At 68.1% G+C, this 26,912-nt stretch carries 24 protein-coding genes and 1 tRNA gene; 15 read left to right on the top strand and 10 right to left on the bottom strand.

Features of this window, described 5'->3' with window-relative positions; genetic code table 11:
• Window positions 1–34: 34 nt before the first annotated feature.
• The 3 genes from PA27867_RS00215 to PA27867_RS00205 are packed head-to-tail and all read left to right on the top strand — an operon-like array spanning window position 35 to window position 2,612.
• On the top strand, window positions 35–775 hold the full coding sequence (locus PA27867_RS00215; protein ID WP_066591557.1) for a CoA transferase subunit A: 741 nt from the start codon (window positions 35–37) through the stop codon (window positions 773–775).
• Window positions 772–1,422: a 3-oxoacid CoA-transferase subunit B gene (locus PA27867_RS00210; protein WP_066591554.1), complete on the top strand. Its 651-nt coding sequence runs from the start codon at window positions 772–774 to the stop codon at window positions 1,420–1,422. The genes PA27867_RS00215 and PA27867_RS00210 overlap by 4 nt, the downstream gene beginning before the upstream one ends.
• Window positions 1,419–2,612 carry an acetyl-CoA acetyltransferase gene (locus PA27867_RS00205; RefSeq protein ID WP_066591551.1) on the top strand — a complete coding sequence of 398 codons (1,194 nt, stop codon included), beginning with the start codon at window positions 1,419–1,421 and terminating at the stop codon, window positions 2,610–2,612. The genes PA27867_RS00210 and PA27867_RS00205 overlap by 4 nt, the downstream gene beginning before the upstream one ends.
• A 328-nt stretch (window positions 2,613–2,940) precedes the next feature.
• Here the strand turns inward: PA27867_RS00205 and PA27867_RS00200 are convergent, their stop codons facing one another.
• From PA27867_RS00200 to PA27867_RS00180, 5 genes are all read right to left on the bottom strand, one after another.
• Entirely contained in the window at window positions 2,941–3,798 is an 858-nt protein-coding gene (locus PA27867_RS00200) for an HAD family hydrolase (protein WP_066591549.1), read from the bottom strand.
• A gap of 79 nt (window positions 3,799–3,877) precedes the next feature.
• A complete protein-coding gene (locus tag PA27867_RS00195) occupies window positions 3,878–5,299 on the bottom strand; it encodes a glycoside hydrolase family 1 protein (RefSeq protein WP_066591547.1) in 1,422 nt (473 codons plus the stop codon).
• 83 nt (window positions 5,300–5,382) lie between these two features.
• Window positions 5,383–7,233 carry a beta-glucoside-specific PTS transporter subunit IIABC gene (locus PA27867_RS00190; protein WP_066591544.1) on the bottom strand — a complete coding sequence of 617 codons (1,851 nt, stop codon included), beginning with the start codon at window positions 7,231–7,233 and terminating at the stop codon, window positions 5,383–5,385.
• A gap of 196 nt (window positions 7,234–7,429) precedes the next feature.
• Window positions 7,430–8,329 (bottom strand): PRD domain-containing protein, encoded by a 900-nt coding sequence (locus tag PA27867_RS00185; protein ID WP_066591540.1) that lies wholly within the window; start codon window positions 8,327–8,329, stop codon window positions 7,430–7,432.
• A gap of 56 nt (window positions 8,330–8,385) precedes the next feature.
• Window positions 8,386–8,901 carry a DinB family protein gene (locus tag PA27867_RS00180; protein ID WP_066591537.1) on the bottom strand — a complete coding sequence of 172 codons (516 nt, stop codon included), beginning with the start codon at window positions 8,899–8,901 and terminating at the stop codon, window positions 8,386–8,388.
• A 238-nt stretch (window positions 8,902–9,139) separates the two neighbouring features.
• On the opposite strand from PA27867_RS00180, the gene PA27867_RS00175 reads away from it, so the two are divergent.
• From PA27867_RS00175 to PA27867_RS00160, 4 genes are all read left to right on the top strand, one after another.
• A complete protein-coding gene (locus tag PA27867_RS00175) occupies window positions 9,140–10,642 on the top strand; it encodes an MDR family MFS transporter (protein WP_066591534.1) in 1,503 nt (500 codons plus the stop codon).
• A 227-nt stretch (window positions 10,643–10,869) separates the two neighbouring features.
• Complete coding sequence (locus PA27867_RS00170; protein WP_084020494.1) at window positions 10,870–11,667, top strand: HAD family hydrolase; 798 nt, start codon at window positions 10,870–10,872, stop codon at window positions 11,665–11,667.
• Window positions 11,664–14,180, top strand: coding sequence for a glycoside hydrolase family 65 protein (locus tag PA27867_RS00165; RefSeq protein WP_066591530.1), 2,517 nt, complete (start codon window positions 11,664–11,666; stop codon window positions 14,178–14,180). Before PA27867_RS00170 ends, PA27867_RS00165 begins: the two co-directional genes overlap by 4 nt.
• Before the next feature lie 108 nt (window positions 14,181–14,288).
• Entirely contained in the window at window positions 14,289–14,843 is a 555-nt protein-coding gene (locus PA27867_RS00160) for a DUF4287 domain-containing protein (RefSeq protein ID WP_066591527.1), read from the top strand.
• A gap of 10 nt (window positions 14,844–14,853) precedes the next feature.
• Here PA27867_RS00160 and PA27867_RS00155 read toward each other — a convergent pair whose 3' ends face one another.
• The 3 genes from PA27867_RS00155 to PA27867_RS00145 form a co-directional block, all read right to left on the bottom strand.
• A complete protein-coding gene (locus tag PA27867_RS00155; RefSeq protein WP_066591525.1) occupies window positions 14,854–15,288 on the bottom strand; it encodes a DUF2269 family protein in 435 nt (144 codons plus the stop codon).
• 68 nt (window positions 15,289–15,356) lie between these two features.
• Window positions 15,357–16,103: a 5'-methylthioadenosine/S-adenosylhomocysteine nucleosidase gene (gene mtnN / locus PA27867_RS00150; protein ID WP_066591522.1), complete on the bottom strand. Its 747-nt coding sequence runs from the start codon at window positions 16,101–16,103 to the stop codon at window positions 15,357–15,359.
• On the bottom strand, window positions 16,100–16,552 hold the full coding sequence (locus PA27867_RS00145) for an S-ribosylhomocysteine lyase (protein ID WP_066591520.1): 453 nt from the start codon (window positions 16,550–16,552) through the stop codon (window positions 16,100–16,102). Before PA27867_RS00145 ends, mtnN begins: the two co-directional genes overlap by 4 nt.
• 327 nt (window positions 16,553–16,879) lie before the next feature.
• Between PA27867_RS00145 and PA27867_RS00140 the strand changes: the two genes are divergently transcribed.
• Window positions 16,880–18,073 carry a hypothetical protein gene (locus PA27867_RS00140; protein ID WP_157109065.1) on the top strand — a complete coding sequence of 398 codons (1,194 nt, stop codon included), beginning with the start codon at window positions 16,880–16,882 and terminating at the stop codon, window positions 18,071–18,073.
• Window positions 18,074–18,081: 8 nt separating this feature from the next.
• Window positions 18,082–18,240, top strand: coding sequence for a hypothetical protein (locus PA27867_RS20465; protein ID WP_157109064.1), 159 nt, complete (start codon window positions 18,082–18,084; stop codon window positions 18,238–18,240).
• A 49-nt stretch (window positions 18,241–18,289) separates the two neighbouring features.
• On the opposite strand, the gene PA27867_RS00135 is transcribed toward PA27867_RS20465, so the two are convergent.
• Window positions 18,290–19,228, bottom strand: coding sequence for an aldo/keto reductase (locus PA27867_RS00135; RefSeq protein WP_066591515.1), 939 nt, complete (start codon window positions 19,226–19,228; stop codon window positions 18,290–18,292).
• A gap of 212 nt (window positions 19,229–19,440) precedes the next feature.
• Window positions 19,441–19,524 (bottom strand) — tRNA-Leu (locus tag PA27867_RS00130).
• Between the two features lie 227 nt (window positions 19,525–19,751).
• Between PA27867_RS00130 and PA27867_RS00125 the strand changes: the two genes are divergently transcribed.
• Genes PA27867_RS00125 through PA27867_RS00100 form a run of 6 tightly spaced genes read left to right on the top strand, consistent with a single transcriptional unit; the run spans window position 19,752 to window position 26,887 of the window.
• A complete protein-coding gene (locus PA27867_RS00125) occupies window positions 19,752–20,495 on the top strand; it encodes an FhaA domain-containing protein (protein ID WP_066591511.1) in 744 nt (247 codons plus the stop codon).
• Window positions 20,492–21,082, top strand: a complete 591-nt coding sequence (locus PA27867_RS00120; protein WP_066591505.1) for an FHA domain-containing protein FhaB/FipA — start codon at window positions 20,492–20,494, stop codon at window positions 21,080–21,082. Before PA27867_RS00125 ends, PA27867_RS00120 begins: the two co-directional genes overlap by 4 nt.
• Window positions 21,083–21,085: 3 nt before the next feature.
• A complete protein-coding gene (locus PA27867_RS00115) occupies window positions 21,086–22,315 on the top strand; it encodes a PP2C family protein-serine/threonine phosphatase (protein WP_066591502.1) in 1,230 nt (409 codons plus the stop codon).
• Window positions 22,299–23,699 (top strand): FtsW/RodA/SpoVE family cell cycle protein, encoded by a 1,401-nt coding sequence (locus PA27867_RS00110; protein ID WP_066591498.1) that lies wholly within the window; start codon window positions 22,299–22,301, stop codon window positions 23,697–23,699. The genes PA27867_RS00115 and PA27867_RS00110 overlap by 17 nt, the downstream gene beginning before the upstream one ends.
• The gene (locus PA27867_RS00105) at window positions 23,700–25,151 is read left to right on the top strand and encodes a peptidoglycan D,D-transpeptidase FtsI family protein (RefSeq protein ID WP_066591495.1); all 1,452 of its coding nucleotides are present in this window, start codon (window positions 23,700–23,702) and stop codon (window positions 25,149–25,151) included.
• A complete protein-coding gene (locus tag PA27867_RS00100) occupies window positions 25,148–26,887 on the top strand; it encodes a protein kinase domain-containing protein (RefSeq protein WP_066591493.1) in 1,740 nt (579 codons plus the stop codon). The genes PA27867_RS00105 and PA27867_RS00100 overlap by 4 nt, the downstream gene beginning before the upstream one ends.
• Window positions 26,888–26,912 lie beyond the last annotated feature (25 nt).

Raw genomic sequence — 26,912 nt, 5'->3', positions numbered from 1 at the left:
ATCCACCCCGCATCCTGATCACGAGGAGAATCCGATGACAACACTGCACCTCAGCGCCGCCGAGGCCCTCGCCGGCACCCTCACCGACGGCTGCGTGCTCGCTGTCGGCGGCTTCGGCCTGAGCGGCATCCCCGCGGACCTGATCGAAGCCGTGCGCGACTCCGGCGTGACCGGCCTCACCGTGGTCTCGAACAACATGGGCGTCGACGGCCTGGGCCTCGGCCAGCTGCTCGAAGCCGGCCAGGTGCGGAAGGTCATCGCCTCCTACGTGGGTGAGAACAGGCTCTTCGCCGAGCAGTTCCTCGACGGACGCCTAGAGGTCGAGTTCAGCCCCCAGGGCACCCTGGCCGAGCGGCTGCGGGCCGGCGGCTCGGGCATCCCCGCGTTCTTCACCAAGACCGGGGTCGGCACCCTGGTCGCCGACGGTAAGCCGCACGCCGACTTCGACGGCGAACGCTATGTGCAGGAGCGCGCCATCGTCGCCGACGTCTCGCTCGTGCGCGCCCACCGGGCCGACACCGCCGGCAATCTCACCTACCGCTACACCGCCCGCAACTTCAACCCGGTGGTCGCCACCGCCGGGCGGGTCACCATCGCGGAGGCCGAGCACATCGTGCTGGCCGGGGAACTCGACCCCGACAACGTCGTCACCCCCGGCGTCTACGTGCAACGCCTGGTGCCGGCAACGGCCCGCGAGAAGCCGATCGAACAGCGCACGGTGCGCCGGCGCGACACCGCCCGCGCCACAGTCAGCCCCGAAGGAGCCCTCCGATGACCTGGACCCGCGACGAGATGGCCGCCATCGCGGCCGCCGAGCTGGAGGACGGTGACTATGTCAACCTCGGCATCGGCATCCCCACCCTGGTGGCCAACAACCTGCCGGCCGGGGTGAGCGTGACGCTGCAGAGCGAGAACGGGTTGCTGGGCATGGGCCCGTTCCCGTTCGAGGGCGACGAGGACGCCGACCTCATCAACGCCGGCAAGCAGACGGTCACGGTGCTGCCGGGCGGGTCGGTGTTCGACTCGGCCACCTCGTTCGGCATGATCCGCGGCGGCCACGTCAAGGTCGCCATCCTCGGCGCCATGCAGGTCTCCGGCCGCGGGGACCTGGCCAACTGGACCATCCCCGGCAAGATGGTCAAGGGCATGGGCGGCGCCATGGACCTGGTCGCCGGCACCCCGCGGGTGGTCGTGCTCACCGAGCACGTCGCCCGCGACGGCTCGCCCAAGATCGTCACCGAGTGCACCCTGCCGCTCACCGGCGTGGCCGTGGTCGACCGCATCATCTCCGACCTCGCCGTCTTCGACATCACGGATGCCGGCCTGCAGCTTGTGCGCCTCGCCCCCGGCGTCACCGTGGACCGGCTGCGTGACTGCACCGACGCCGAGTTCACGGATGCCCGGGCGGAGGTGGTCGCATGAGCCTCACGACCCGCAACGGCCTCGACATCTTGCTCACCGGCTGGGGACACAGCCGGTTCGGCAAGCTCACCGACGACACCCTCGAGTCCCTCATTGTGCAGGTCACCCGGGACGCCATCGCGGGCGCCGGCATCGACGCCGCCGAAATCGACGAGGTCTACCTGGGCCAGTTCAACTCGGCCCTGGTGCCGTTGGCCTTCCCGTCCTCGCTCGTGCTGCAGGCCGACCCGGCGCTGGCGAACGTGCCGGCCACCCGGGTGGAGAACGCCTGCGCGTCAGGGTCCGCCGCGATCCACCAGGGCGTGAAATCGCTGCTGGCCGGCACGGCGAAGACCGTGCTGGTGATCGGCGCGGAGAAGATGACCCACGCCACCGCCGACCAGGTGGGCGCGGCGCTGCTCGGCGCGGACTACGACCTCGCCGGCACCCCGTCGAGCACCGGGTTCGCCGGCCTGTTCGCCGTCGTGGCCGACGCGTACACCGAGCGCTACGGCGCGATCGGCGACGTGCTCGGTTCGATCGCCGCGAAAAACCACCGCAACGGCGTCGCCAACCCGTACGCGCAGCTGCGTAAGGACCTCGGCGAGGAGTTCTGCCGCACGGTGTCGGAGAAGAACCCGATCGTGGCCGGGCAGCTGCGCCGTACCGACTGCTCGCCGGTCTCCGACGGCGCGGCCGCGGTGATCCTCAGCACGGATGCCCGCCGCAGCACCGGCGCGGCCACCGACCCGGTACGCCTGACCGGGTTCGGCCAGGCCAACGACTTCCTGCCGGCGGCCCGGCGCGACCCCACGGCGTTCGCGGCCACCCGGGTCTCCTTCGAGCGTGCCCTGGGCATGGCCGGAGTGGGCCTGGCCGACGTGGACTTCGCCGAGGTGCACGACTGCTTCACCATCGCCGAGCTCGTGCTCTACGAGGCCATGGGCCTCACCGCGGCCGGCGAGGGGCGCCGCGCCATCGAGGAGGGCTGGGTGCAGCCGGGCGGACGCCTGCCGGTGAACCTGTCCGGCGGCCTCAAGGCCAAGGGTCACCCGGTGGGCGCCACCGGAGTGTCCCAGCATGTGGTCTCGGCCATGCAGCTCACCGGCACGGCCGGCGAGATGCAGCTGCCCGGCGCCCGGCGCGCCCTGGTGCAGAACATGGGCGGCGTCGGGGTGGCCAACTACGTGAGCGTGCTCGAGGCCCTCTGACCAGCCTCAAACCGCCCCCGATCGCCGATCGAGGCGGTCTGCGGATCGCCCCCGATCGCTGGTCGAGACGGTCTGCGGATCGCCCCGAACGCTGGTCGAGCTTGTCGACGCCGTGCTGAGCTTGTCGAAGTAGACCCCGCAAGCTTCTCTGCGCATCGCGCCCACACGCTGGTCGAGCCTGTCGAGACCCCGTGAGCTTGTCCGCGCATCGCGGCCGATCGCTGGTCGAGCTTGTCGACGCCGTGCTGAGCTTGTCGAAGTAGACCCCGCTGGTCTGCTCACCGAGTCTCGACAAGCTCGACCGACGGGGTTGAGTGGGAAACGTCCGTCAGATCAGGCCGTGGCGGCGGAACGCATTCCAGACTCCGTCGTCGAGCACGCTCGTGGTGACCTCATCGGCATGCGCCTTCACGGCATCCGTGGCGTTGCCCATGGCGATGCCCACACCGCAGACCTGCAGCATCTCGATGTCGTTGTTGCTGTCGCCCACGCCGATGGCGCGTGAAGCGTCCAGGCCGAGCTTGTCGAGCAGTTGCAGAATCGTCGAGCCCTTGTTGACCCCGCCGAGGGTGACCTCGCCGCTGCCCTTGCCCATGTGCGGGATGGTGCCGGTGATCACGTGGAAGTCGCCGCTGAGCGCCGCGGTGACCCGGTCGAACGCTGACAGGTCGCCGGCCAGGAAGACCGACTTCGCGATGCCGGTGAAGCTGAGCGGGCGCACATCGGCGAACGCCTTGAGGGCCGGGTGTTCGTGCTCGCCCGTCACCGATTCGAGGTCGGTACGGGTTTCGCCCCTGCGGGCCTGGTCGTCCTGCAGGTAGCTGGCGAAACGTCCACGCACGCCGGGGCTCGGGTACAGCTCGGCGAACGCCTGCAGGTAGAAGTCGTAGCCGGACTCGTCGTAGAAGTCGACCATCCGCGCCACCGCCTCTTCGGGCATGGTGCGGCTGATCACGAGTTCGTCGCCGATCTCGGCGAACCCGCCGCCGGCGCTGATCGCACCGTCGAAGCCGATGTCGCGGATCTTGGCGTAGATCTCCACGCTCGCCCGGCCGGTGCACAGGTACACCAGGTGCCCGTTGGCCCTGGCGGTCTGCACCGCCTCGATGGTGGAGTCTGCGATCACCTCACCCGAGTCGATGAGGGTGCCGTCGACGTCGAGGAAAGCGATGCGGGGGAAAATCATGCGGAGCTCCAAACGAGGTGGTCTCCGGGCCAACGGCATCCCGGAGACCACCCAAGGGGGTAAAACGTATCCTTCGACGCTAGCGCGTGAGGCTGGCGCCGTTCGACGAGATGACCTCGGCGTACCAGTCGAAGGACTTCTTCTTGTAGCGGTCGAGCGTGCCGGTGCCGTCGTCGTTGCGGTCCACGTAGATGAAGCCGTAGCGCTTGCTCAGCTGCGCCGTGCTGGCGCTGACGATGTCGATGCAGCCCCACGAGGTGTAACCCATGACGTCGACGCCGTCGGTGATGGCCTCACCGACCTGCACGAGGTGGTCGTTGAGGTAGTCGATCCGGTAGTCGTCGATGACGGTCTTGCGGCCGTCGACTTCCACGAGCTGGTCGCGGGCGCCCAGGCCGTTCTCCACGATGAAGAGCGGCTTCTGCCAGCGGTCCCAGAACTGGTTGAGCACGATGCGCAGGCCCACAGGGTCGATCTGCCAGCCCCACTCGGATGCCTGCAGCGTCGGGTTGGACACGCCACCCATGATGTTGCCCTCGCCGATGATCCGCTTGGAGTCGTCGGCGGTCTCGGCCACGCTCATGTAGTAGCTGAACGAGACGAAGTCGACGGTGTGCTCCTTGAGCAGCGCACGGTCCTCGTCAGTGATGACCAGCTCCACGCCCTGGTCGCGGAGGCTGCGCAGGTAGTACCCGGGGTACTCGCCTCGCACGTGGATGTCGCCGAACGCGAGGTTGGTGCGCTCGGTGGTCAGCGATGCCATGACGTCGTCGGGGTCCGGCGTCAACGGGTAGGCGGGCATCGCGAGCACCATGCAGCCGATCTGGGCCTGGGGGGCCAGTTCCCTGGCCGCCTTGGTGGCCAGGGCGCTGGCGACCAGTTCGTTGTGGATCGCCTGGTACAGGTCGGTCGTGGAGAGCTGGTCCTTCGGGGTGTTGATGCCGCCGGACATGAGCGGGGCGTGCAGCACCGAGTTGATCTCGTTGAAGGTGAGCCAGTACTTCACCCGGGTGCCGTACCGGGCGAACAGCACCCGGGCGTACCGCTCGTAGAAGCCGATGAGGTCGCGGTTGACCCAGCCGTCGTAGGTCTCGGTCAGGTGCAGCGGGGTCTCGTAGTGCGAGATGGTGACGAGCGGTTCGATGCCGTGCTTCTCGCACTCGTCGAGCACCCGGTCGTAGAAGGCGAGGCCTTCTTCGTTGGGTTCGGACTCGTCGCCGAGGGGGAAGACCCGGCTCCAGGCGATGGAGAAGCGGAAAGTCTTGAAGCCCATCTCGGCGAACAGGGCGATGTCCTCGGCGTAGCGGTGGTAGAAGTCGATGGCCACCTGCTTGAGGTTGTCATCGGTCGGGCCCTCGGTGCGCGGCGTGGCGATTCCCTGCGGCATGACGTCCTGGATCGACAGGCCCTTGCCGCCCTCGTTGTAGGCGCCTTCGATCTGGTTGGCCGCGGTGGCGCCGCCCCAGAGGAAGTCAGCGGGGAAAGGTGTGGAACTGGTCATTCGTGTACTCCTTTTATTACTCACTGCATGGGGTGGAGGGGCGCAAGCGGGCCGCCCCTCCACCGTTGTGTCCTGCGCGTCGCCTAGGCGATCGCCAGTTCTTCTTCGGCGATCGCGAGGAAGAGCGCGTCGCCGTGGGCGACCGGGCCCGTCGTCGCGGAGCCGATGGCGGGGTACCGCTTGGTGTTCGTCACGATGATGGGCGTCGTGATGTCGTATCCGGCCGCGGTGATGGCCGGGATGTCGAACTCCACCAGGAGGTCGCCGGCCGCGACCTGCTGGCCCTTCTCGACCTTGACCGTGAAGTGCTTGCCGCCGAGCTTGACCGTGTCGATACCGATGTGGATGAGCACCTCGGCGCCGTCGGCGTGCTTCAGGCCGATCGCGTGGCCGGTGGGGAAGGCGGCGGCCACGACGGCGTCGAACGGGGCGTACAGGGCACCGATTCGGGGAATCACGGCGACGCCCTTGCCTAGCGAACCGCCGGCGAAGACGGCGTCGGGAACCGCGGTGAGCGGAACGGCGGTGCCGTCCAAGGGGCTCAGCACCTGTAGGTCGCGACTCTCCACGGGGGCCGCGGTCTCGGCGACCGGGTCCTTGAAGCCGACGATGACGGTGAGCAGGAACGGCACGATGATCGCGACGGCCAGGCCGAGGAACAGCATCACGATGCTGCCCTGGCTGAGCAGGGCGGGAATGGCCAGGCCGGACGGCAGCACGAAAGCGTTGGCCGCGATGCCGCCGGCGGAGATCAGCCCACCACCGAGGACACCGCCGATGACGCCGAACACGAACGGGCGCTTCAACGGCAGGTTGACGCCGTAGATGGCCGGCTCGGTCACGCCGGCGAGGAAGCCGGACAACGCGGCCGGGGCGGCGAGGGACTTGAGGTTCTTGTCCTTGGTGCGCACCCACACGCCGGTGACGGCGGCGGCCTGTGCCAGAACCGCAGCGAACAGGGGGGCAACGAGGTAGATCAGGCCGCCGGTCTGCAGTTCAGCGGTCATCAGCGGCACGAAGCCCCAGTGCAGGCCGAAGATCACGAAGACCTGCCACAGTCCGCCCATGATGGCCCCGCCGAGCCAGGGCACGGCAGTGAAGATCCAGCCGATGCCGCCGGCGAGGCCGCCGCTGATCAGGTTGGACAGCGGGCCGATGACGAGGAAGGTGAGGGGAACGAGGATCAGCACCAGGAGCATGGGCGTGACGAAGCGTCGGATCGCCGAGGGCAGCTTGGCGTAGAGCACGCGTTCGGCGTGGCTCTGCAGCCAGACGATGACGATGATCGGGATGACGCTCGAGACGTAGCTGACCATGGTGACCGGGATGCCGAAGAAGGTGATGTCGGGCACCCCGTTCAGGGCCACGATCGACGGATACACGAAGGCGCCGGCGATAGCGAGCGAGGTGAACTGTTCCGCCTTGAAGTACTTCGCCGCGGTGATCGCGAGCGCGAGCGGCAGGAAGTTGATGAACGCATCCGAGAGGGCGTTGAGGATCGTGTACGTGGTGGTCGTGTTGTCGAGCCAGCCGAAGGTGACCGCCGCTGCGAGGAACGCCTTGAGCAGGCCGGTTCCGGCCAGGGCCCATAGCAGCGGGGTGAAGATGGCGGAGATCATCGCGATGAACCGGTTGAGCAGGTTCCCCTTGGGGCCGTCCGTCGCCTTCACGTTCGCGGCGGGACCAGCGAGCTTGGAGATCTTGGCGATCTCGGCGAAGACCTCGGGGACCTCATTGCCGATGACGACCTGGTACTGGCCGCCGGCTTCCGCCGTGGCGATGACGCCGGGGCTGGCCTTCACGGCTGCCTTGTCGATCTTGCTCTCGTCCTTCACGACGAACCGCAGCCGGGTGGCGCAGTGCACGAGGGAGGAGACATTCCCCTCTCCGCCAACGCCCTTGAGAACCGCAGCAGCGGTTGTGGAGTAATCCATCGGGTTGATTCACCTTCCGCCGCGACATCGCGGCTTCACTCTGGCAAGAAGCACCCAACCGGATTTTGGGCAAAAAAAAGACCTGAACTCGAAACGCCGTAATGGCATTGAGTTCAGGTTTTGCCCGCTGTGCGGTAACAATCCGTGAGTGCTTCGCAGGTCGTCCTCGCCCTGCGTCGATCACGCTATCACACCGTCAGGCGGTGCTGCCATCGACCACCTGATTCGCCAGCCGCTCCACGTGCACTATCACGTAGAGCAGTTCCTCGTCGGTGAGGTCGGAGCCGGTGGCGGCGCTGACGTAGGACTTCACGTCGGCGGCGATGGCATAGGAACGCGGGTAGCTGAGCTTGGCGAACTCGAAGAACGAGGTGTCCGATCCACGCAACATCGACTGGGCCACGAGCCGTTGCAGCAGAAACTGCACGTGCAGGATGAACCGGGCGTAGTCGGGGCTGTCCGGGTCCAGCTGAACCCCGAGGCCGCTCTCGACGGTCGTCACGACGTGTTGCACCCGCCGGAACAACAGCGCCGCGGTGCCGTTGGGTTCGTCCCGGGTGGCGTTCAATAGATGCATCGTGAGGAATACAGCTTCTTCCTCGGGCAATTCGTTCTGCAGAGCGGCACTGATCGACCGTGCCATGTGGGCAGCCGCCGCGAATTCCTGCGGATGCAAGACCCGTAATTCCGGCATCGCCGTGGTCGGAATCCGGATTCCCTGTTGCATGCGCTCAAGGACATATTGCACGTGGTCGATGACGGCGAGCGGCAGCCGGCGGCCGAGGCTGCGCCCCAGTGTGCGTTCCGCTTGGTCGACGGCGCCGGTCACGGCCTCGATGATCGGGTAGGGCACGGACGCCAGAAGCTGGCGGGCGTGGTCCGCGTCATGGCCCTGCTCGAGGATGAAGGTCTTCTCGACCCTGGCGGGGTCGATGGTGTCGGTGGGCTGCAGTTGGAAGCCGAGCCCGCGACCCATCAATACCCGTTCCTGCCCGGACGAGTCGATGGAGATGACGACGTTGTTGTTGAGCACCTTGTGCACCACCGCACCCGGGGCAGGGGCCGGGGTGCGCGCCACACTGCGGTCCGTCGTCATGGCCGAAGTTTACTGGGTGAGATTCTGCGAAACCATGTCCAAAGACCCGGCACAGATCAGCCGACGTCGTGGAGGTGGTGGGTCGGGTCGTGCACGAAGTACTGGGCCAGCGTGGTCACGGTGAACCGGGCGCCGTCGCTGCGCCGCCCCGTGCGTTCACGGTCGGCGGCCGGCACCGCGGCGAAGGCGTCGGCGACGGATGCCGCGGCGGCGGCCAGCTCCACCGCCACGGTGCGCGGGTCCTGCTCGTTGTAGCGCTCGGCCTCGGCCGTGGCGTCCTGGTCCCAGTTGGCGAACAGGGGGTCGTCCTCGGCGAGGATCAGGCCCAGTCGCAGGTCGAAGATGCGGAACACGTCGCGCACGTGGGCCGCGTACTCCAGCGCCGACCACGTCGTGTCGTCGGGCCGTACCGCGACATCCGGCCGCTCGAGAACCGGCGCCCAGGCGGCCGCGTTCTGCCGCACCAGAGCGGGAATGTCGTCGAAGGCGAGAGCTGCGGCGGAGAATCCGCACTCGGGGCAGGGGCGCTCGAGCACCCAGGTCCAGTCTTTGGTGTCGGGTGTGATCGGCATGCCCACAGCCTAGGGAGCCGGCCGGCCGCGCCGACCGGGACCGACTGCCAAGAGTCGAGCATCCGCTGCCAACCTGCCCGCCGGCGCGAGGCATCCGCCCAACTGTTGCCTGTGCGGACTTCTGCGCCCGGTGCGCCGGGCGCATTTGTCCGATTCGGGAACATAACCGGCGCATTCTGGTTGAAACATGGGTACCTCATACTGAGGTCGCACCAGTGCCCGTTTCGTTAGGACCCCGATGACCGACTCCAGTGTCGCCACCAGCACCGCCCCCACCAGCACATCTCCCGTCGGCACCGGCAATGCCCCGGATGCCGCGGGCACCAAGCTCGTCATCTCGCTGCTGCTGGTGTCAGCCTTCGTGGTCATCCTCAACGAGACCATCATGGGTGTGGCGCTGCCGCACCTCATGAAGGATCTCAACATCACGGCCAGCGCGGCCCAGTGGCTGACCACCGCGTTCATGCTGACGATGGCCGTCGTCATCCCCATCACGGGCTTCCTGCTGCAGCGGTTCAACACCCGTCCGGTGTTCCTCGCCGCGATGACCCTGTTCAGCACCGGCACCCTCATCGCCGCGATCGCCCCGGGCTTCGAGGTGCTCATCGTGGGCCGCGTGGTGCAGGCCATGGGCACCGCGATCATGATGCCGCTGCTGATGACCACCGTGATGACCCTGGTGGCGCCCGCCGCCCGCGGAAAGACCATGGGCAACATCTCCATCGTCATCTCGGTCGCCCCGGCCATCGGCCCCACCATCTCCGGCCTGATCCTCAGCGTGCTCGACTGGCGCTGGATGTTCATCCTCGTACTGCCCATCGCGCTCGGCTCGCTTGCCCTCGGCGCTGCCCGCATCAAGAACGTGACCACTCCCACCAAGGTGCCGCTCGACGTGGTCTCGGTGATCCTCTCCGCGTTCGGTTTCGGCGGCCTGGTCTACGGGCTGAGCAACCTCGGCGAATCCGCCACCGGCAGTGCATCGGCCGGCCTGATACCGCTGGGCATCGGCCTCGTGGCGATCGCCCTGTTCGTCTGGCGCCAGGTCGCCCTGCAGCGTACCGACCGGGCCCTGCTCGACCTGCGCACCTTCACGTCGCGCACCTTCACCTTTGCCATCGTCATGCTCGCGGTGAGCATGATGGCCCTGTTCGGCACGCTCATCCTGCTGCCCATCTACATGCAGACCGTGCTGGGCCTGGATGCGCTCACCACCGGCCTGCTGCTGCTTCCTGGCGGTCTCACCATGGGCTTGCTCGCCCCCTTCGTCGGCCGGTTCTACGACCGCTTCGGCCCCACCGTGCTCCTGGTCCCGGGATCGATCATCGTCAGCGGCGCGTTCTGGTTCCTCACCATGCTCACCGCGAGCACCCCGTTCTGGTACGTGCTCGTGGCCCACGTGGCGCTGAGCTTCGGCCTGGCGTTCCTGTTCACCCCGCTGTTCACCTCCGGGCTGGCCTCGCTCAAGCCCAAGCTGTACTCCCACGGCAGCGCCGTCGTCGGCACCGCCCAGCAGCTGGCCGGCGCGGCCGGAACGGCCCTGTTCGTCACCGTGATGTCCTCGACGGCGGCAACCCAGATCGCCAACGGGGCCGGCGAGGTCGCCGCCACCGCGGCGGGCACCCAGAGCGCGTTCCTCTACGGCGCGATCATCTCGCTCTTCGCGATTCCGCTGGCCTTCTTCATCCGCAAGCCGGCCGTATCGGTCAGCGACCCGCACGCGCCCGCCCCGATGGCGCACTGACCGGGTCGGCAAAACCGGGAGCCGTCACACCCAATGGCAACAGAACGTTAACACGGGGACGACACCTGCGACGGGTCGAAGTTCTAGGATCGATGTGCACCCACGATGGCCGCCGATCCGGCCGTTGGTGTGCCCGCGGAGAATTTCGTGATCCGCGGGGCAAGTGACAAGCTCGACTACCCGGTTTTAGCCACCTTCTTAAAGCAACTACCAAGCAGGGCACCATATTGACTTCCCCCCACTCCCCCCTTACGCCCGCTGAGACCCGCGACCGGGTTCTCAGCGCGCGCGGCGTCTTGTTCGACCTCGACGGCGTGCTCACTCCCACGGCCGAGGTGCACATGAGCGCCTGGTCGCGGTTGTTCACGCCGTTCCTCGCCGGACACGACGTGAAGCCGTACACCGACGCCGATTACTTCGCCTACATCGACGGCAAACCCCGGTACGACGGCGTCCGGTCCCTTCTCGCATCGCGCGGGCTGTCACTGCCCGACGGCCAGCCCACGGATGCGCCGGAGCAGGAGACCGTCTGCGGGCTCGGCAACCGCAAGAACAAGGCCTTCAACGAGACCCTCGCCGAAGACGGCGTGAGCCCGTACCCCGGCTCGCTGCGGTTCCTCGACGCCGTCGTCGCGGCGGGCCTCGAGGTCGCCGTGGTCACCAGTTCACTGAACGGTGAGATGGTGCTCACCGCCGCGGGACTCCGCGACCGGTTCGAGATCGTCGTCGACGGTGTGCGCGCCCGCGCCGAGAACCTCGCCGGCAAGCCAGCCCCCGACACGTATGCGTTCGCCGCCGGGCTGCTCGGCCTCACGGCGGCCGAGTGCGTCGTCGTCGAGGACGCCGAATCCGGCATCCAGTCCGGCCGGGCCGGTGACTTCGGCCTGGTCCTCGGCGTCGACCGCGGCGTCGGCCCCCAGGTGCTGCTCGAGGCCGGAGCCGACACCGTCGTCGCCGACCTGTCCGAGTTGCTGCCGTTGATCGGCAGCACGATCCCCTCGACCGGAAGCGGAGTCCACGTATGACCATCGATGCCGCCATCCAGGAACTCACCGACCCGCTCGACCGCAGCCGGTTCCCGCTCGACGAGTGGGCTCTGGTGGAGACCGACTTCTCCGGCGACGACATGGGCCGCACCGAGACCCTCTTCGCCGTGGGCAACGGCTACCTCGGTCTCCGCGGCAACGTCGACGAGGGCCGCGACGGCCACGTGCACGGCACCTTCATCAACGGGTTCCACGAGACCTGGCCCATCCGGCACGCCGAAGAGGCGTTCGGCTTCGCCCGGGTCGGCCAGACCATCGTCAACGCCCCGGATGCGAAGATCATCCGCATCTACGTCGACGACGAACCGCTCGTGCTCACCCTCGCCGAGCTGCTCAGCTACGAGCGCCGACTGGACTTCGCCGACGGCATCCTGTCGCGGTCGCTGGTCTGGCGCACCCCGTCGGGCAAGCAGGTGCTCATCCGCTCGCGCCGCCTGGTCTCGTTCACCGAACGTCACCTTGCCGTGCTCGAGTACGAGGTGACCATGCTCGACTCCGACGCGTCGGTCGTCATCTCCAGCCAGACGCTCAACCGGCAGGACGGCATCGGCGAGTACGACCGGCCCAAGTCCGGGTCGGCCAACGACTGGGACCCCCGCCGCGCCGAGACCTTCACCGACCGGGTGCTGCAGCCGCGGTTCAAGCGCGCCAACAACGGCCGCTACATCCTCGGGTTCCGCTGCACCAATTCGGGCATGACGGTCGCCACGGCCTCCGACCACTCGATCGACACCATCAACGACTTCGACGAGTCCTCGCAGCTCGGTGACGACCTCGCCAAGCACGTGTACAAGGTCAAGGCCAAGATGGGCAACCCCATCCGCATCACCAAGCTGCTCAGCTACCACACCTCCGCCGGGGTGCCAACGCACGAGCTCGCCGACCGGTGCGACCGCACGCTCGACCGTGCCAAGGAGACCGGCGTCGCCGCGATCATCCAGGAACAGCGCGACTGGCTCGACGCGTTCTGGGCTCGCACGGATGTCGAACTGCCCGGCCAGCCGGCCCTGCAGCAGGCCACCCGGTGGAACTTCTTCCAGCTGGCCCAGGCGTCCATGCGCGCCGACGGCCAGGGCGTCTCGGCGAAGGGGGTGTCCGGCTCCGGCTACGGCGGCCACTACTTCTGGGACACCGAGATCTACGTGCTGCCGTTCCTCACCTACACGTCGCCGAACGCGGCCCGGAACGCCCTGCGGTTCCGGCACGGCCTGCTCGACCACGCCCGCGCCCGCGCCACCGAGCTCAACCAGCTCGGCGCCCTGTTCCCGTGGCGCACCATCAACGGCCTCGAGTCCAGCGCGTACTACGCGGCCGGGACGGCGCAGTACCACATCGACGCCGACATCTCCTATGCGCTCAGCCAGTACGTGGCGGCCACCGGCGACGAGGACTTCCTCGCCCGCGAGGCCATCGACATCCTGGTGGAGACCGCCAGGATGTGGGCCGACCTGGGTTTCTGGCGCGGCAACGGCAACGATGTCTTCCACATCCACGGCGTCACCGGACCCGACGAGTACACCACCGTCGTCAACGACAACCTGTACACGAACATCATGGCGCGCTCCAACCTGCGCGCCGCGGTGAAGAGCGTGCGCCGGCTGTACTCGGTCGACCGGGCGGCCTTCGACTCCATGTGCGCCCGGCTGAAGCTGGACGAGGCCGAGGTGATGGAGTGGTCCTTCGCCGCTGAGGCCATGCACATCCCCTTCGACCGCAACCTCGGCATCCACCCGCAGGACGCCCAGTTCCTGGAGAAGGAGCGTTGGGACCTCGCCGCCACGCCGCCGGAGAACCGGCCGCTGCTGCTGCACTACCACCCGCTGGTGATCTACCGCTTCCAGGTGCTCAAGCAGGCCGACGTGGTGCTGGCGTTGCTCCTGCAGGGTGACCAGTTCACCCCAGAGGAGAAACGGGCCGACTTCGACTACTACGACCCGCTGACCACGGGCGACTCCACGCTGTCGGATGTCGTGCAGTCGATCATCGCCGCCGAGGTGGGCTACCACGAGCTCGCGCTCAAGTACTTCACCTCCGGGCTGTTTGTGGACCTCGCCGACCTGCACCACAACGCGGCCGACGGCGTGCACGTCGCATCCGCCGGTGGCGTGTGGAGTGCGCTGGTGATGGGTTTCGGAGGGCTCCGCGACCACAGCGGGCGCATCACCCTCGACCCGCGCCTGCCCGAGGACTGGGACGAGCTGATCTTCCGGGTCACGCTCAAGGGCACCCGCCTGCGCGTCGCGGTCTCGCAGACCAGCGTGCACCTCAGCATCGAGGAGGGCACGGAGGCACGGCTCACCGTTCGCGGCCTGCAGGTCGTCGTCACGGCCGGCACGCCCGAGACGATCCCGCTGTCGCACCAGGGCGCACGCGACCCCGGTGCACCCACTGTGGCGCTCATCGAGGGCAACCGTCGCGCCGACGGCACCGTGATCACGTCGTCGATCCCCACGATCGCGCACATCACCGAGCAGATGCCCACGCTCGACTAGCGTCGGCAGCAGCAGCAGGGCCGCCCTTCTTCACGAGAGGGGCGGCCCTGCTAGGTTAACCGCACAGTTGTCGACCGTGGCCCAGGCCACTGCACCGTGAGGAGCACCATGACCTCCCAGGCGTACCTGGACACGATCAAGGCCAAGACCGGTCTCGGCCCCGACGACTTCCGCGCCGCGGCGGCGGCCAAGGGTCTGTTGGGCCCCGACGTGAAGACCGCCCGGATCGTGGCGTGGCTCAAGGAGGACTACGGCCTCGGCACCGGCCATGCCATGGCTCTGGTGTCGGCGCTGGGCCAGGTTCCCGGCCAGCGCCTGCCCGTGGAGGAGAAGATCAACGCCCAGTTCAGCGGCGCCAAGGCGCACTGGCGTGCCACCTACGACGCCCTGCTCGCCCACGCCCGGCAGATCGGCGAGGTGAACCTCGCCCCAACCAACAGCTACATCAGCCTGCTCAGGGGAACGAAGAAGTTCGCCATCGTGCAGGTCACCGCCGGCCGGCTCGACCTGGGCCTGAAGCTGCCCGGCGTCAACGGTGCCGATGCGCTGGAGGCATCCGGCAGTTGGAACAGTATGGTCACCCACCGGGTGCGCCTGGCCGACCCGGCCGAGCTCACCGACGACGTGCTCGCCTGGCTGCGCCGCGCCTACGACGCGGCCTGACCCGCGCGGCCTACGGCTTCCAGACCATGAGCACGGTCACGGCGACCAGCAGCAGGGTCACGATGCCGGACCCGGCGGCGATGCGCGGGTAGCCGGCCACCCGGGCGGTGCCCGCCGGGTTGGCCATCACCTCCTCGGCCGAGGCGCGCAGCGCGGGAACCACCAGGAACAGGTTGATCGCCAGGGCGAGCGCGTACAGCACGATCGAGAGCCAGATCCAGGTCGAGGCGAAGGACGCCCGGTCGCTCATGCCCAGGGCGCCGAAACCGAACAGCGCCACGACCAGCGACAGCAGCGTGAAGATGTTCACCGACTTCGCCAGCAGGGTGATCTGTCCGGCCTCCCGCGCGCGCAGGGCACGCAGCCCGGTCGTCGGCAGGATGGCCATCGGTCCGATGATGAAGACGGCGGCAACGATGTGCAGAATCTCAATCACAGTGTCCATGTGCTCACCCTAGAACGGATGCGCCGCCACGGCGCCCTCCACCGCAGCCCAACTGCTCCCCGTGCGGGTCAGTCCGGGAGCCGGCGCAGGATCTCCAGCACCACCACGGCGGAGCGGTCGGCCGCGTCGTCGACGTGGGTGAGGAAGTCGGAGCCGGCCACGGGCCCGCACAGGTCGGAGATGCCCCGAACGGCCAGGAACGGCACCCCGTGCACGTGGGCGGTCTGGGCGATCGCGACGGATTCCATGTCGGTGGCCAGCACCCCGGGGAACTCGGCGCGGACACGGTCCACGATGTCGCCGCCGACGAAGGTGTCGCTGGAGACCATGGTCCCCCGGTGCACCACGATGGCCGACCCGTCGGGCATCTGCACCGGGGATTCGGCCGCGGTGAGTGCGCCCGCCGTGCCCGGGTAGCTGGCGGGCATGCCGGGCACCTGGCCGAGCAGGTAGCCGAAGGCCCGGGCATCCGCCCCGCTGTTGAGGTAGTCGCTGCCGATGACGACCTCGCCTACCCGCACATGCACGGCCACCCCGCCGGCCGAGCCCGCGCTGATCACCAGCGGCGCGGCGGCGGGCGCGGTGGCCCGCGCGGAAAGGATCGCCGCGGTCGCCGCGCCGGCCGCGTTGACCAAGCCGATGCCGCTCTGCACCAGGAGCACCTCGCGGCCGGCCAGCGTGAGGCGGTGCTGGCGGGCGTTGCCGATGGTCAGGGGGTCGTCCGCGGCGGAGGCGGCGGCGAGGAACGGGGCTGCTTCCTCCTCCATCGCCACCAGGATGATCGCGTCAATGCTCACGCTGCGCTCGATGCTCATGCGGTGACGGTGGGCCAGTCCGCGCGGGCGGCGAGGAAGACCTTCACCGCATCCTGCGCCGCGGTGAGCGAGTGGTTCGCGCCCCAACCGCACTGCACCTCGTTCGCCGCGGGCACCTCGGTGGCGCCGAGGATGTCGGTCATGGTGGCCTCGATGAGCTCGAGCACCTCGGCGTACTCCGGCTGCCCCTGCAGGATCAGGTAGAAACCGGTCTGGCAGCCCATCGGCGAGAAGTCGATGACCCGCGCCGAGTGGTTGCGGGAGTGCTCGGCGAAGAGGTGCTCGATCGAGTGCACCGCCTTCATGTCCAGGTGGGCCACGTTGGGCTGGGTGAAGCGCACGTCGTACTTCACGATGGTGTCGCCCTGCGGCAGAACCTTGGTGTCCGCCAGGCGCACGTAGGGCGCGGCGACGGTGCGGTGGTCGAGGTTGAACGACTCGACGTTCATACGAGGCTGGTTCACTGGTGCTCCCTGAAAACTGTGGTGCCGGCCCGTTCGGGTTGACCCATCGACAGTAACAGGCGAGCCGTGAACGGGCCGTGAGAGTGTCGTCACGCGACGGATGCCGTCGGCCCGGTGCGGGATACTGGCCGGATGCAGACACGGGGGTTCGTTCGAGGGTGGGCCGGCGCGGGGGTCCTGCTGCTGGCACTGGGTTTGGCGGGGTGCACCGGGTTTCCGCGCCCGCCTGCGGAGGTCACGGCGGTGGTCGACGACGCCGCAGCCATGATCCGGAGCACACCGGGAGTGGCTTCGGTCACGACGGATATCAGGGTGCGTGACTATAAAGACGGCGGGCCGTTGTCCGAGGTGGCTGTGTGGTCTGCCGTCCTCACTGTGCAAGCCGATGCGTCGGGCCTTGACACGCGTTCCCTCGCCGCATCAGTGGCCGCCGACGGTCAGGATGGCTATGTCTCACTGACCACCGTCCTGCAGATTCCCGGCGAGCCGGGCACCGCGGACGTGCAACTGCAGTTCTCGCCCCTTCCGAACGGCGTCCTCACGAGCGTCGAACCCGAGGACATGGCCGAGGCCGCCCTGTCGTTGCGCGACCTGCCCGGCATTAGCTCTGTATCGGTGCTGCAGCACGGGGACCCGGTGTCCGTCACGGTTGCATCGCCCGCGACCTGGACCGATTTGGCGCCGGCGATCCGCGCCATCCCCGGCTTCGGTAGCGGTGCCGTGTCCTCCGTCACCCTGGCCACCCAGCACGACACCGGCGAATCATCGACGCTGACGTTCGACCCCCGTTCTCCGGCCGCCGAGCTGGTCCCCGTACTCAGCGAGATCGCCGCAGCCAAGGGAGTGACATCGGTGTCGTTCAACGGTGTCGACACGCGGAAGGAGTTCTCCGCTTGGCGGCCGTCCCTCCGGGTCACTGTCGACACCCGGAGTGCCCGTGGCCTTGTCGCGGCACGACTCACGGGGCTGGACGACTCTGACTCGTCGGCGAACGGCCTGCCGCGAGCTTCTTTCACGGCCTCGACCGGCGGCATCGACGCTTCCCAGGACCTCCGCGGCTATCTCGGGCTTCCCCTCGGCTCGGCCGAGCCCGACGACCGGATGACCGGGCTCCCCGGCGCCGTTCCCCCGGCCGCCGTTGACCCGGCCGCCGCCGCAGCCCGGCTCGAGCTCGACCGGGCCCTCGTGACGGCCCTGCTGGATGCCGCCGGTGACGCCGCGGGAATCCGCGGCCCGGCATCCGTGACGACCGAAACCTGCGTGGACGGCGAAAACGAACAGGTGCAGGGCGCCGTAGTCATCCCCATTTTCGAGATCGCCGACAGCGCGGACGAGGCCTTCGACGCGATCACGACCGAGTGGGGGGTCCAGGGCTACATCCGGTCGGACCGGGCCATGGGCCGGGATTTCTGGTCGGTGCCGGATGGCAGCCTGGACACCCTGTCGATCCGCGGAACCGCCGAGGGGATCTCGATCATGGTCACGGCACCGTGCGTTCTCCTATAGTTGATGGAATGAATTCCGATCAGACGAACGACCAGAAGACCCCGGACGGCTCCACCAACATCAGCGAGGCGGAAAAGGCCAGGCTCGACGCGCTGCCCGACGGTTCGCAGACCGACGGTGATTCCGAGACCGAGGAAGACGTCGCGTCGGGCAGCCCCGAGCAGTAGTCACCCACCCCTCCGGGCCGCCTCGACTCGACGTCTCAGACCGAGTCGCTTAGGGAACGATCTTGCCGGCGGCCCGGAAGAGCTCGTACCATTCGGCCCGGCTCAGCCGCAGGTCGGAGCCCTGGGCGGCGCCGGCAACCCGCTCGGGGCTGGTGGTGCCGAGCACCACCTGCATCTGGGCGGGGTGCCGGGTGATCCACGCCGTGGCGATGGCGATCGGCGGCACTCCATAGGCGGCGGCGAGTCGGTCGATGACCGCATTGAGCTCCGGGTACTTCTCGTTGCCGAGGAAGACCCCATTGAAGAAGCCCGCCTGGAACGGCGACCAGGCCTGCACGGTGATGTCGTTCAGCCGGCAGTAGTCCAGGATCCCGCCGCCGTCGAGGGTCACCGACTGCTCCTCGTCGGCCATGTTCGCCGACACCCCCTGCGCGATGATCGGCGAGTGGGTGATCGAGAGCTGCAGCTGGTTGGCCACGATCGGCTGGCGCACGTACTTCCGCAGCAGGTCGATCTGGCGCGGGGTGTGGTTGGAGACGCCGAACGCGCGCACCTTGCCGGCGGCTTCCAGCTCGTCGAAAGCCCGGGCGACCTCCTCGGGCTCCACCAGTGCGTCGGGCCGGTGCAGCAGCAGGATGTCGATGTGGTCGGTGCCTAGTGCCGCCAGGGAGCCGTGCACCGACTCGATGATGTGCTCATAGGAGAAGTCGAAGTACGGCCCGTTCTCTCCCACGATCCCGGTCTTGGTCTGGATGGTGAGCTCGTCACGCTGGGACGGCGTCAGCTTCATCGCCTCGGCGAACCGGCGCTCACAGCCGTGCAGCTCGTTCCCGTACACGTCGGCGTGGTCGAGGAAATCGATACCGGAGTCCCGAGCTGTGCGCACGAGCTCCTGCACCTCGTCGTCGGTCTTGTCGGCGATGCGCATCAGGCCGAGCAGCACGTTGGGCGCGACGATGTCGGTTCCGGGCATGGTGAATGTCTTCACAAGTGGTCCTTTCGAGACGGTCTTTCCACCGTAAGGAGCCGCGAGACACATGTAAAACAACTAACGCCGATGCCACTGAGAGCCGTGAGCGCTGAATGGCTGGCCCGGTCGATCGGCGGGTTCTCATCGCCGGAGATGAGGAAAGGCCCCCGGTTTCCCGGGGGCCTTTCCGTTCGCGCGGATTTTCATCCTTCGTGCACTTCTTACGAGTGTGCGCGAGGGGGGACTTGAACCCCCACATCCTTTCGAATACTGGCACCTGAAGCCAGCGCGTCTGCCAATTCCGCCACTCGCGCGAACTTGGAAATCCTAGCATTCCCGGGGGCTCAAACGCCATTCGACACATTTGTGCGCCCGCAGGCCCGCGCGCAGCACGCAATCTGGTGTCGCAATACCCCCTATTAGTGGTTCAGCCCGTCTACCCCCGTAGGATGACTTCCCGTGCCCTGACCCGCCCGTTGGGCGAGTTAACACGTGAGGCAAGTAACATGCTGATAGCCAAACGGACCGGATCGGGAGACCTGTGGGCATACTGGATAGCTTTGAGAAAGGTCTTGAGCGCGCCGTAAACGGCGCCTTCGCCAAGACCTTCAAGTCGGGCGTGCAGCCGGTGGAGATCACCTCAGCGCTGCGTCGTGAGCTCGACACCAAAGCCGCCGTCGTGGCCCGCGATCGCATCCTGGCGCCCAACCGCTTCACCGTGCGGCTGGCCCAGGCCGACTTCCGCCGCATCACCGATCTGGGTCCGGCTCTGGTCGACGAACTCATCCAGTTGGTGCAGCAGCACGCCGCCTCGCAGGGTTACCAGTTCACCGGCGCCGTCACGATCGACTTCGAAAACGACCCGGGCCTGAGCGAGGGCATGGTGCAGGTGGATTCCACCAGCGTCAAGGGCACCGTCGCCTGGACCCCGGTGCTCGACATCAACGGCCACCGGCACGCCCTGGTCAAGTCCCGCACCGTGATCGGCCGCGGGTCGGATGCCGACATCACCATCGACGACACCGGCACCTCCCGCCGGCACGTCGAGATCATCTGGGACGGCGCCCGCGCCCAGGTGCGCGACCTCGGCTCCACCAACGGTTCGCAGCTGAACGGCGCCCCCGTCACGCAGGCCATCCTCGAACCGGACTCGGTGATCACCATCGGCCGCACCCGCATCGTCTTCCGGGTCGTCGCCCAGGCCGGCTCCGATCCGGCGCCCCGCCGCACCGACGATGCCACCCAGCGCCACGACATGGGCGGATTCTGGGGGCCGAACACATGAATCCCAGTGAACTGACCCTGCTTGTCCTGCGCCTGGCGTTCCTGCTCGTGCTCTGGCTGTTCATCTTCGGCATCGTCTATGCGCTGCGCAGCGACCTGTTCGGCCAACGGGTGCGCAAGCTCTCCACCGACACGCCGCCCGCGGCCGCGGTGCCCTTCGCCACCCCGCCGCCCGCCCCAGTTCCCGCCGGAGCGTTCGCGCAGGCGCCCGCCGCTTCCGCGTCGGCCCCCACCGAGCAGCTCTCCCGGCCCAAACTGGCCCAGCCCGCCGCCGGGCCGGACAAGGCGACCACCCAGACCGCGACCCGCCTGGTGATCACCTCAGGGCCCAAGGCCGGCACGGAGTTCCCGCTCGGCTCCGAGCCCATCACCATCGGCCGGTCCAGCGACTCGAGTCTCGTCATCCGTGACGACTACACCTCCACCCACCACGCGCGCCTGATGCTCTGGCACGACGACTGGATGGTGCAGGACCTCGACTCCACCAACGGCACCTTCCTCGACGGAAAACGCGTGGCGGTGCCCACGTCGGTGCCGCTGAACACCACCGTCAAGATCGGCGCGACCAGCTTCGAGCTCCGGCGGTAGTGCATGGCATCGGTTAGTCACAGCGCCGCCGTGTCCAACGTTGGCAAGATTCGGGCCAACAACCAGGACTCCGGCTACGCCGGGCACACCCTGTTCGTCGTCGCCGACGGCATGGGCGGACACGCGGGCGGCGACGTGGCCTCCGCCATCGCCACCAAGCGCATCATGGAGGCCGACACGGCCTACCACTCGGCGCAGGACGCCGAGTTCGCGCTGCAGGCCGCGCTCATCGCGGCGAACTCCCAGTTGGCCGAAACCGTCTTCGAGCACGCCGAACTCACCGGCATGGGCACCACCGTGAGCGCCCTCGTGGTGATCGACGACCAGGTCGCGATTGCGCACATCGGCGACTCCCGCATCTACCTCTTCCGTGACGGCGAACTGTCCCAGATCACCACCGACCACACCTTCGTGCAGCGCCTGGTCGACAGCGGCCGCATCACCGAGGCCGAGGCCATGGTGCACCCGCGCCGCTCGGTGCTGATGCGGGTGCTCGGCGACGTCGAGTCCTCCCCGGAGATCGACACGTCGATCCTGGCCACCCGCGCTGGCGACCGCTGGCTGATCTGCTCCGACGGGTTGAGCGGGGTGGTGTCCAACACCGGCATCTCCAACGCCCTCAAGAGCTCACTGGATGCCCAGGCCGTCGCCGACCGCCTGGTCAAGGAGAGCCTCGACGGCGGCGCCCCCGACAACGTCACGATCGTGGTCGTCGACATCGGCAACGGCGGCGAACGCCAGGGCGACCCCGTCGTGGTCGGCTCCGCCTCCGCCCCGCTCGCGTTCGGTGAGGAGCCGGTGCGCACGCGCGCCCCGCGCATCCCGTCGCTGCGGCTGCACCCGGTGCGTGAAACCCACTTCGAACCCGACTCGCAGGACTACCTCTCCGAGCTCATCGAGGAGGACGCCCGCCGGGCGCTGCGCCGGAAGATCACCTGGCTGGCCGGCATTGTGCTGCTCATCGTGGCCATCGCCGGCGCCGCCCTGCTCGGCTATCAGTGGACGCAGAGCCGCTACTACGTGGGCGTCGAGGGCAGCACGGTCGCCATCTACCAGGGCATCCAGCAGGATCTGGGCCCCCTCAAACTCTCCAGCGTCTACGAAGACACCGACCTGGAACTCAACCAGCTGCGCGTGTACGACCGCCAGCAGGTGGAGCGCACCATCAGCGCGTCGTCCCTCGAGGACGCCAAACTCATCGTGGAACGGTTGAGCAATGCCCCGGCAGAGTAATCCGACCACGGATGCCCGCGAGGCGGCACCGCAGACCGGCAAGATCCGGCGCCTGCACCTGCCGCAGAAGCTGCGCAACCTCGAACTGTTCCTGCTGATCATCGCGTGCGGCATCAACCTCGGCGCCGTGGTGCTCGTGCAGCTGGGCGCGCTCGGCCAGATCGACACCACCCTGGTTCTGCTCGGCGCGAGCCTGTCCGGCCTGGTCTTCGCACTGCACATCATGCTGCGCTTCGTGGCCCGCGAGGCCGACCCGTTCATCCTGCCGATCGCCACCCTGCTCAACGGCATCGGCATCGCCATGATCTACCGCATCGACATCGCCAACAACGAGGCCGGCTGGGAGAGCGCAGCGGTACGGCAGACCGTGTGGAGCGGCCTGGCCATCGCCTGCGCGATCACCGTGATCCTGGTGATCCGCAACCACCGGGTGCTGTTCCGGTACACCTATGTGGCGGGTTTCGTCGGTGTGGCCCTGCTGCTTCTGCCGCTCGTGCCCGGACTCGGCCGCGAGGTCAGCGGCGCCCGGGTGTGGATCGGTTTCGGCTCCTTCGCCACCTTCCAGCCCGGTGAGATCGCGAAGATCGCCCTGGCCGTGTTCTTCGCGGGTTACCTCGTGCGCAACCGCGACAGCCTGTCCATGGTGGGCAAGAAGTTCCTCGGCCTTCGGTTCCCGCGTCTGCGCGACCTCGGCCCGATCCTCGTGGTCTGGGCCCTGTCGATGTCGGTCATCATCTTCCAGCGCGACCTGGGCACCGCACTGCTCTACTTCGGCCTGTTCCTGGTGATGCTCTACCTCGCCACCGGGCGGCTCAGCTGGGTGCTGCTGGGCATGTCGCTGTTCCTCGGCGGCGCCGTCATCGCCAGCCAGACCCTCGACTACGTCAACGGCCGGTTCACCAACTGGCTGGATGCGCTCAACCCGGCCGTCTACGACGCCGACGGCGGCAGCTACCAGCTGGTGCAGGGCCTGTTCGGTCTCGCCAAGGGCGGGTTGATCGGCACGGGCCTCGGCCAGGGGCGCCCCGAACTGACCCCGGTCCCGCAGAGCGACTACATCATCGCCAGCCTCGGCGAGGAGCTCGGCCTGGCCGGCATCTTCGCCATCCTGGCCCTCTACCTGCTCCTGGTCGCCCGCGGCTTCCGCATCGGATTCGCCGGTCAGGACGACTTCGGCAAGCTCCTCGGCGTCGGTCTGTCCTTCGTCATCGCGCTGCAGTGTTTCATCGTCATCGGCGGTGTCACCCGCGTCATCCCGCTCACCGGCCTCACCACCCCCTTCCTGGCCGCCGGTGGCTCCTCCCTCGTCGCCAACTGGATCATCGTCGCCCTCCTACTGCGACTGAGTGACACAGTGCGCAACCAACCTCGGCTGGTGGTCTAAGTGAATCGTGAACTCAAGCGCGTGAGCATCGTCGTGATGCTCATGTTCGCCGCCCTGCTCACCTCCACGTCCATCGTGCAGGTCTTCCAGTCCGACAACCTCTCGGCCGACGACCGCAACACCCGCACCCTGCTGGACAGCTACTCGGTCGAGCGCGGCGCCATCCTCGCCGGCGGCGAGCCCATCGCCCAGTCACTGCCGGTCGACGACAACTACAAGTTCCAGCGCACCTACAGCAACGGTCTGCTCTACGCACCGATCACCGGCTTCATCCCGGTCAACGGCGCCCCCACCGGGCTCGAGCAGGCGCTCAACGGCGAACTCAGCGGCACCTCCAACTCGCAGTTCTTCGACCAGATCTCCAGCCTCGTCACCGGTCAGGACCCCAAGGGCGCCGCCGTGGAGACCACCGTCGACCCGGTCGCGCAGCAGGCCGCCTGGGATGCGCTCGGAGACCTCCAGGGGTCCGTGGTCGTCACCGAGCCCAAGACCGGCCGGGTGCTGGCCATGGTCTCCAAGCCCAGCTACGACCCGAACACCCTCGCCGTGCACGACAGCGCAGCGGTGAACGACACCTACGACGCCCTGGTCAACGCCCCCGGCGACCCGCTGATCAACCGAGCCATCAACTCGCTCAACCCGCCCGGGTCGGTCTTCAAGCTCGTCGTGGTGGCCGCCGCGCTCGAATCGGGCCAGTACACCCCCGACAGCACCTTCCCCAACCCGGCCACGTTCACCCTGCCGAGCTCGAGCTCGGTGGTCATCAACTCCGGCGGCGGCACGTGCGGCTCCGGCGACACGGTCACGATCGCCACCGCGCTGCGGCTCTCCTGCAACATCCCGATGGCTGAGCTGGGCCTGCAGCTGGGCGACGACGCCATCCGTGCGATGGCCGAGAAGTTCGGGTTCAACTCAGAATTCACCATCCCGCTGTCCGTCACCGCCAGCACGTACCCCGCAGATCCCGACGACGCGCAGACCGCCCTGTCGGCATTCGGCCAGACCAGCGTGCGGGCGACCCCGCTGCAGATGGCCCTGGTCTCGGCCACCATCGCCAACGGAGGGATCGAAATGAAACCCAATCTCGTCGACCAGATTCTGGCGCCAGACCTCAGCCCGCTGCAGACGTTCCAACCCGTCGCGGCCGACCGTGTGATCAGCGCCGCCACCGCGGCCACGATGACCCAGATGATGGTCAACGGGGTCCAGGACGGGGCCGCGAGCAATGCAAGAATAGACGGAGTCGACGTGGCGGGAAAAACGGGGACTGCGGAGAACGGCGCTGATGATCCATACACCCTGTGGTTCACCGGATTCGCCCCCGCGGCAGACCCGCAATACGCGATCACCGTTCTCATCGAAGATGGCGGGGGACTCGGTCAGACGGGGTACGGTAACTTGCTTGCCGCACCGATAGCGAAACAGGTACTAGAGGCGGTGCTGAATAAATGAGACCCACAGCAGGGCTCACCTTCGGGGGACGATACGAACTGCAGTCGCGCATCGCCATCGGCGGTATGGGCGAGGTTTGGCAGTCCGTCGACCTGGTGATCGGGCGCACCGTCGCGATCAAGATCCTCAAGGACGAATACCTCGGCGACCCCGGTTTCCTCGAGCGCTTCCGCGCTGAGGCCCGGCACGCCGCGCTCGTCAACCACGAAGGCATCGCCAACGTGTTCGACTACGGCGAAGAAGACGGCAGCGCCTTCCTCGTCATGGAGCTGGTGCCCGGAGAGGCGCTCTCCACCATCCTCGAACGCGAGCACACCCTGCCCGCCGACAAGGTTCTCGACATCGTGGCCCAGACCGCCGCCGCGCTGCACGCCGCGCACGCCGCAGGTCTCGTGCACCGGGACATCAAGCCGGGCAACCTGCTGATCACGCCCGAAGGCCGCGTCAAGATCACCGACTTCGGTATCGCCCGCATCGCCGACCAGGTTCCGCTCACCGCAACCGGCCAGGTGATGGGCACGGTGCAGTACCTCTCGCCCGAACAGGCCAGCGGACGCTCCGCCTCGCCGACCACCGACATCTACTCCCTGGGCATCGTCGCCTACGAGAGCCTCGCCGGACGTCGTCCGTTCACGGGCGAGTCGCAGGTGGCCATCGCCATGGCGCAGATCAACGAGCAGCCGCCGGACCTCCCCGACACCATCTCGGAGCCGGTCCGCAACCTGGTGATCTCCTGCCTGGCCAAGAACCCGGCCGACCGCCCCGCCTCCGCTGCGCACCTCGCGCGTGCCGCGATCGCGCTGCGCCGCGGCGATGTCGCGGCCGCGGCAGCATCCGTGCCCGCCGTCATGTCGGGCATCACGCCCACCGCCGCCACCATGCTCATGCCCGGTGCCGGCAACGACCAGACCACGCAGCTGATGCCGGCCTCCGGCGGACCTGTGCAACCCGGCACGCGCGCCGAAGCGGCTGCGGCCGCGGCGGCCAACGATCCCCAGAAAAAGAAGAAGAAGCGCAGCCCCTGGACCTGGCCGCTCGTCGCGCTCATCTCCATCCTGGGCCTCGTCCTCATCGGCACCCTGGTGACCCTGTTCAACACCACCGCCGCCGAAACGCCGGCCCCGGCTCCCACCGTGTCGTCGAGCGCCCCGGCGGCTCCCAAGCCGACGCCCACGGCGACGCCCACCCCGTCCGCCACCACGGTGCAGGTCACCCAGGCGGACTTCCTGGGCAAGACCAGCTCCGAGGCCCGGGACATGCTCAGCGAGATGGGCCTCAGCGCCAACGTGGTGCCCGACAAGGCCGCCACCACAGCGGAGCAGGTCGACACCGTCTACGGCATCAACCCCACCGGCAAGGTCACACTCGGCACCACCATCACGGTGAGTGTGTACGGCGATGTGGCCACCCCATCGGCTCCGTCCGGCACGCCGACCGCCACCCCCTCCACGGTGGCCCCAGGTGGCACCGTGACGGTCAGCTGGCCCGCGCAGTCCTGCCCCACGGGCCAGGAGCTGTCCGGCTATGAGCTGCTCGCCGAGGGTGCGACGTCACCGAGCCCGACCGGCGCGGACACCACCACCGCGACGGTCACGGCCGGCACGAGCAACTTCACGGTCAAGTTCCGGTATTTCTGCGGCCAGGTCGAGTCCGACTACTCCGCGGCGACCTCCGTCACCGTGACCGCACCCGCCACCACGCCACCGACCACGCCACCCACCACGCCTGTCGGCTAAGGGTGTCACCGTCGCGCGTCCCGGG

The sequence above is a fragment of the Cryobacterium arcticum genome (assembly GCF_001679725.1).
In the GTDB taxonomy this organism is placed as follows: Bacteria; Actinomycetota; Actinomycetes; order Actinomycetales; family Microbacteriaceae; genus Cryobacterium; species Cryobacterium arcticum_A.
Note: the sequence above shows the minus strand (reverse complement) of the source record. Positions and strands in the feature narration are given on the sequence as shown.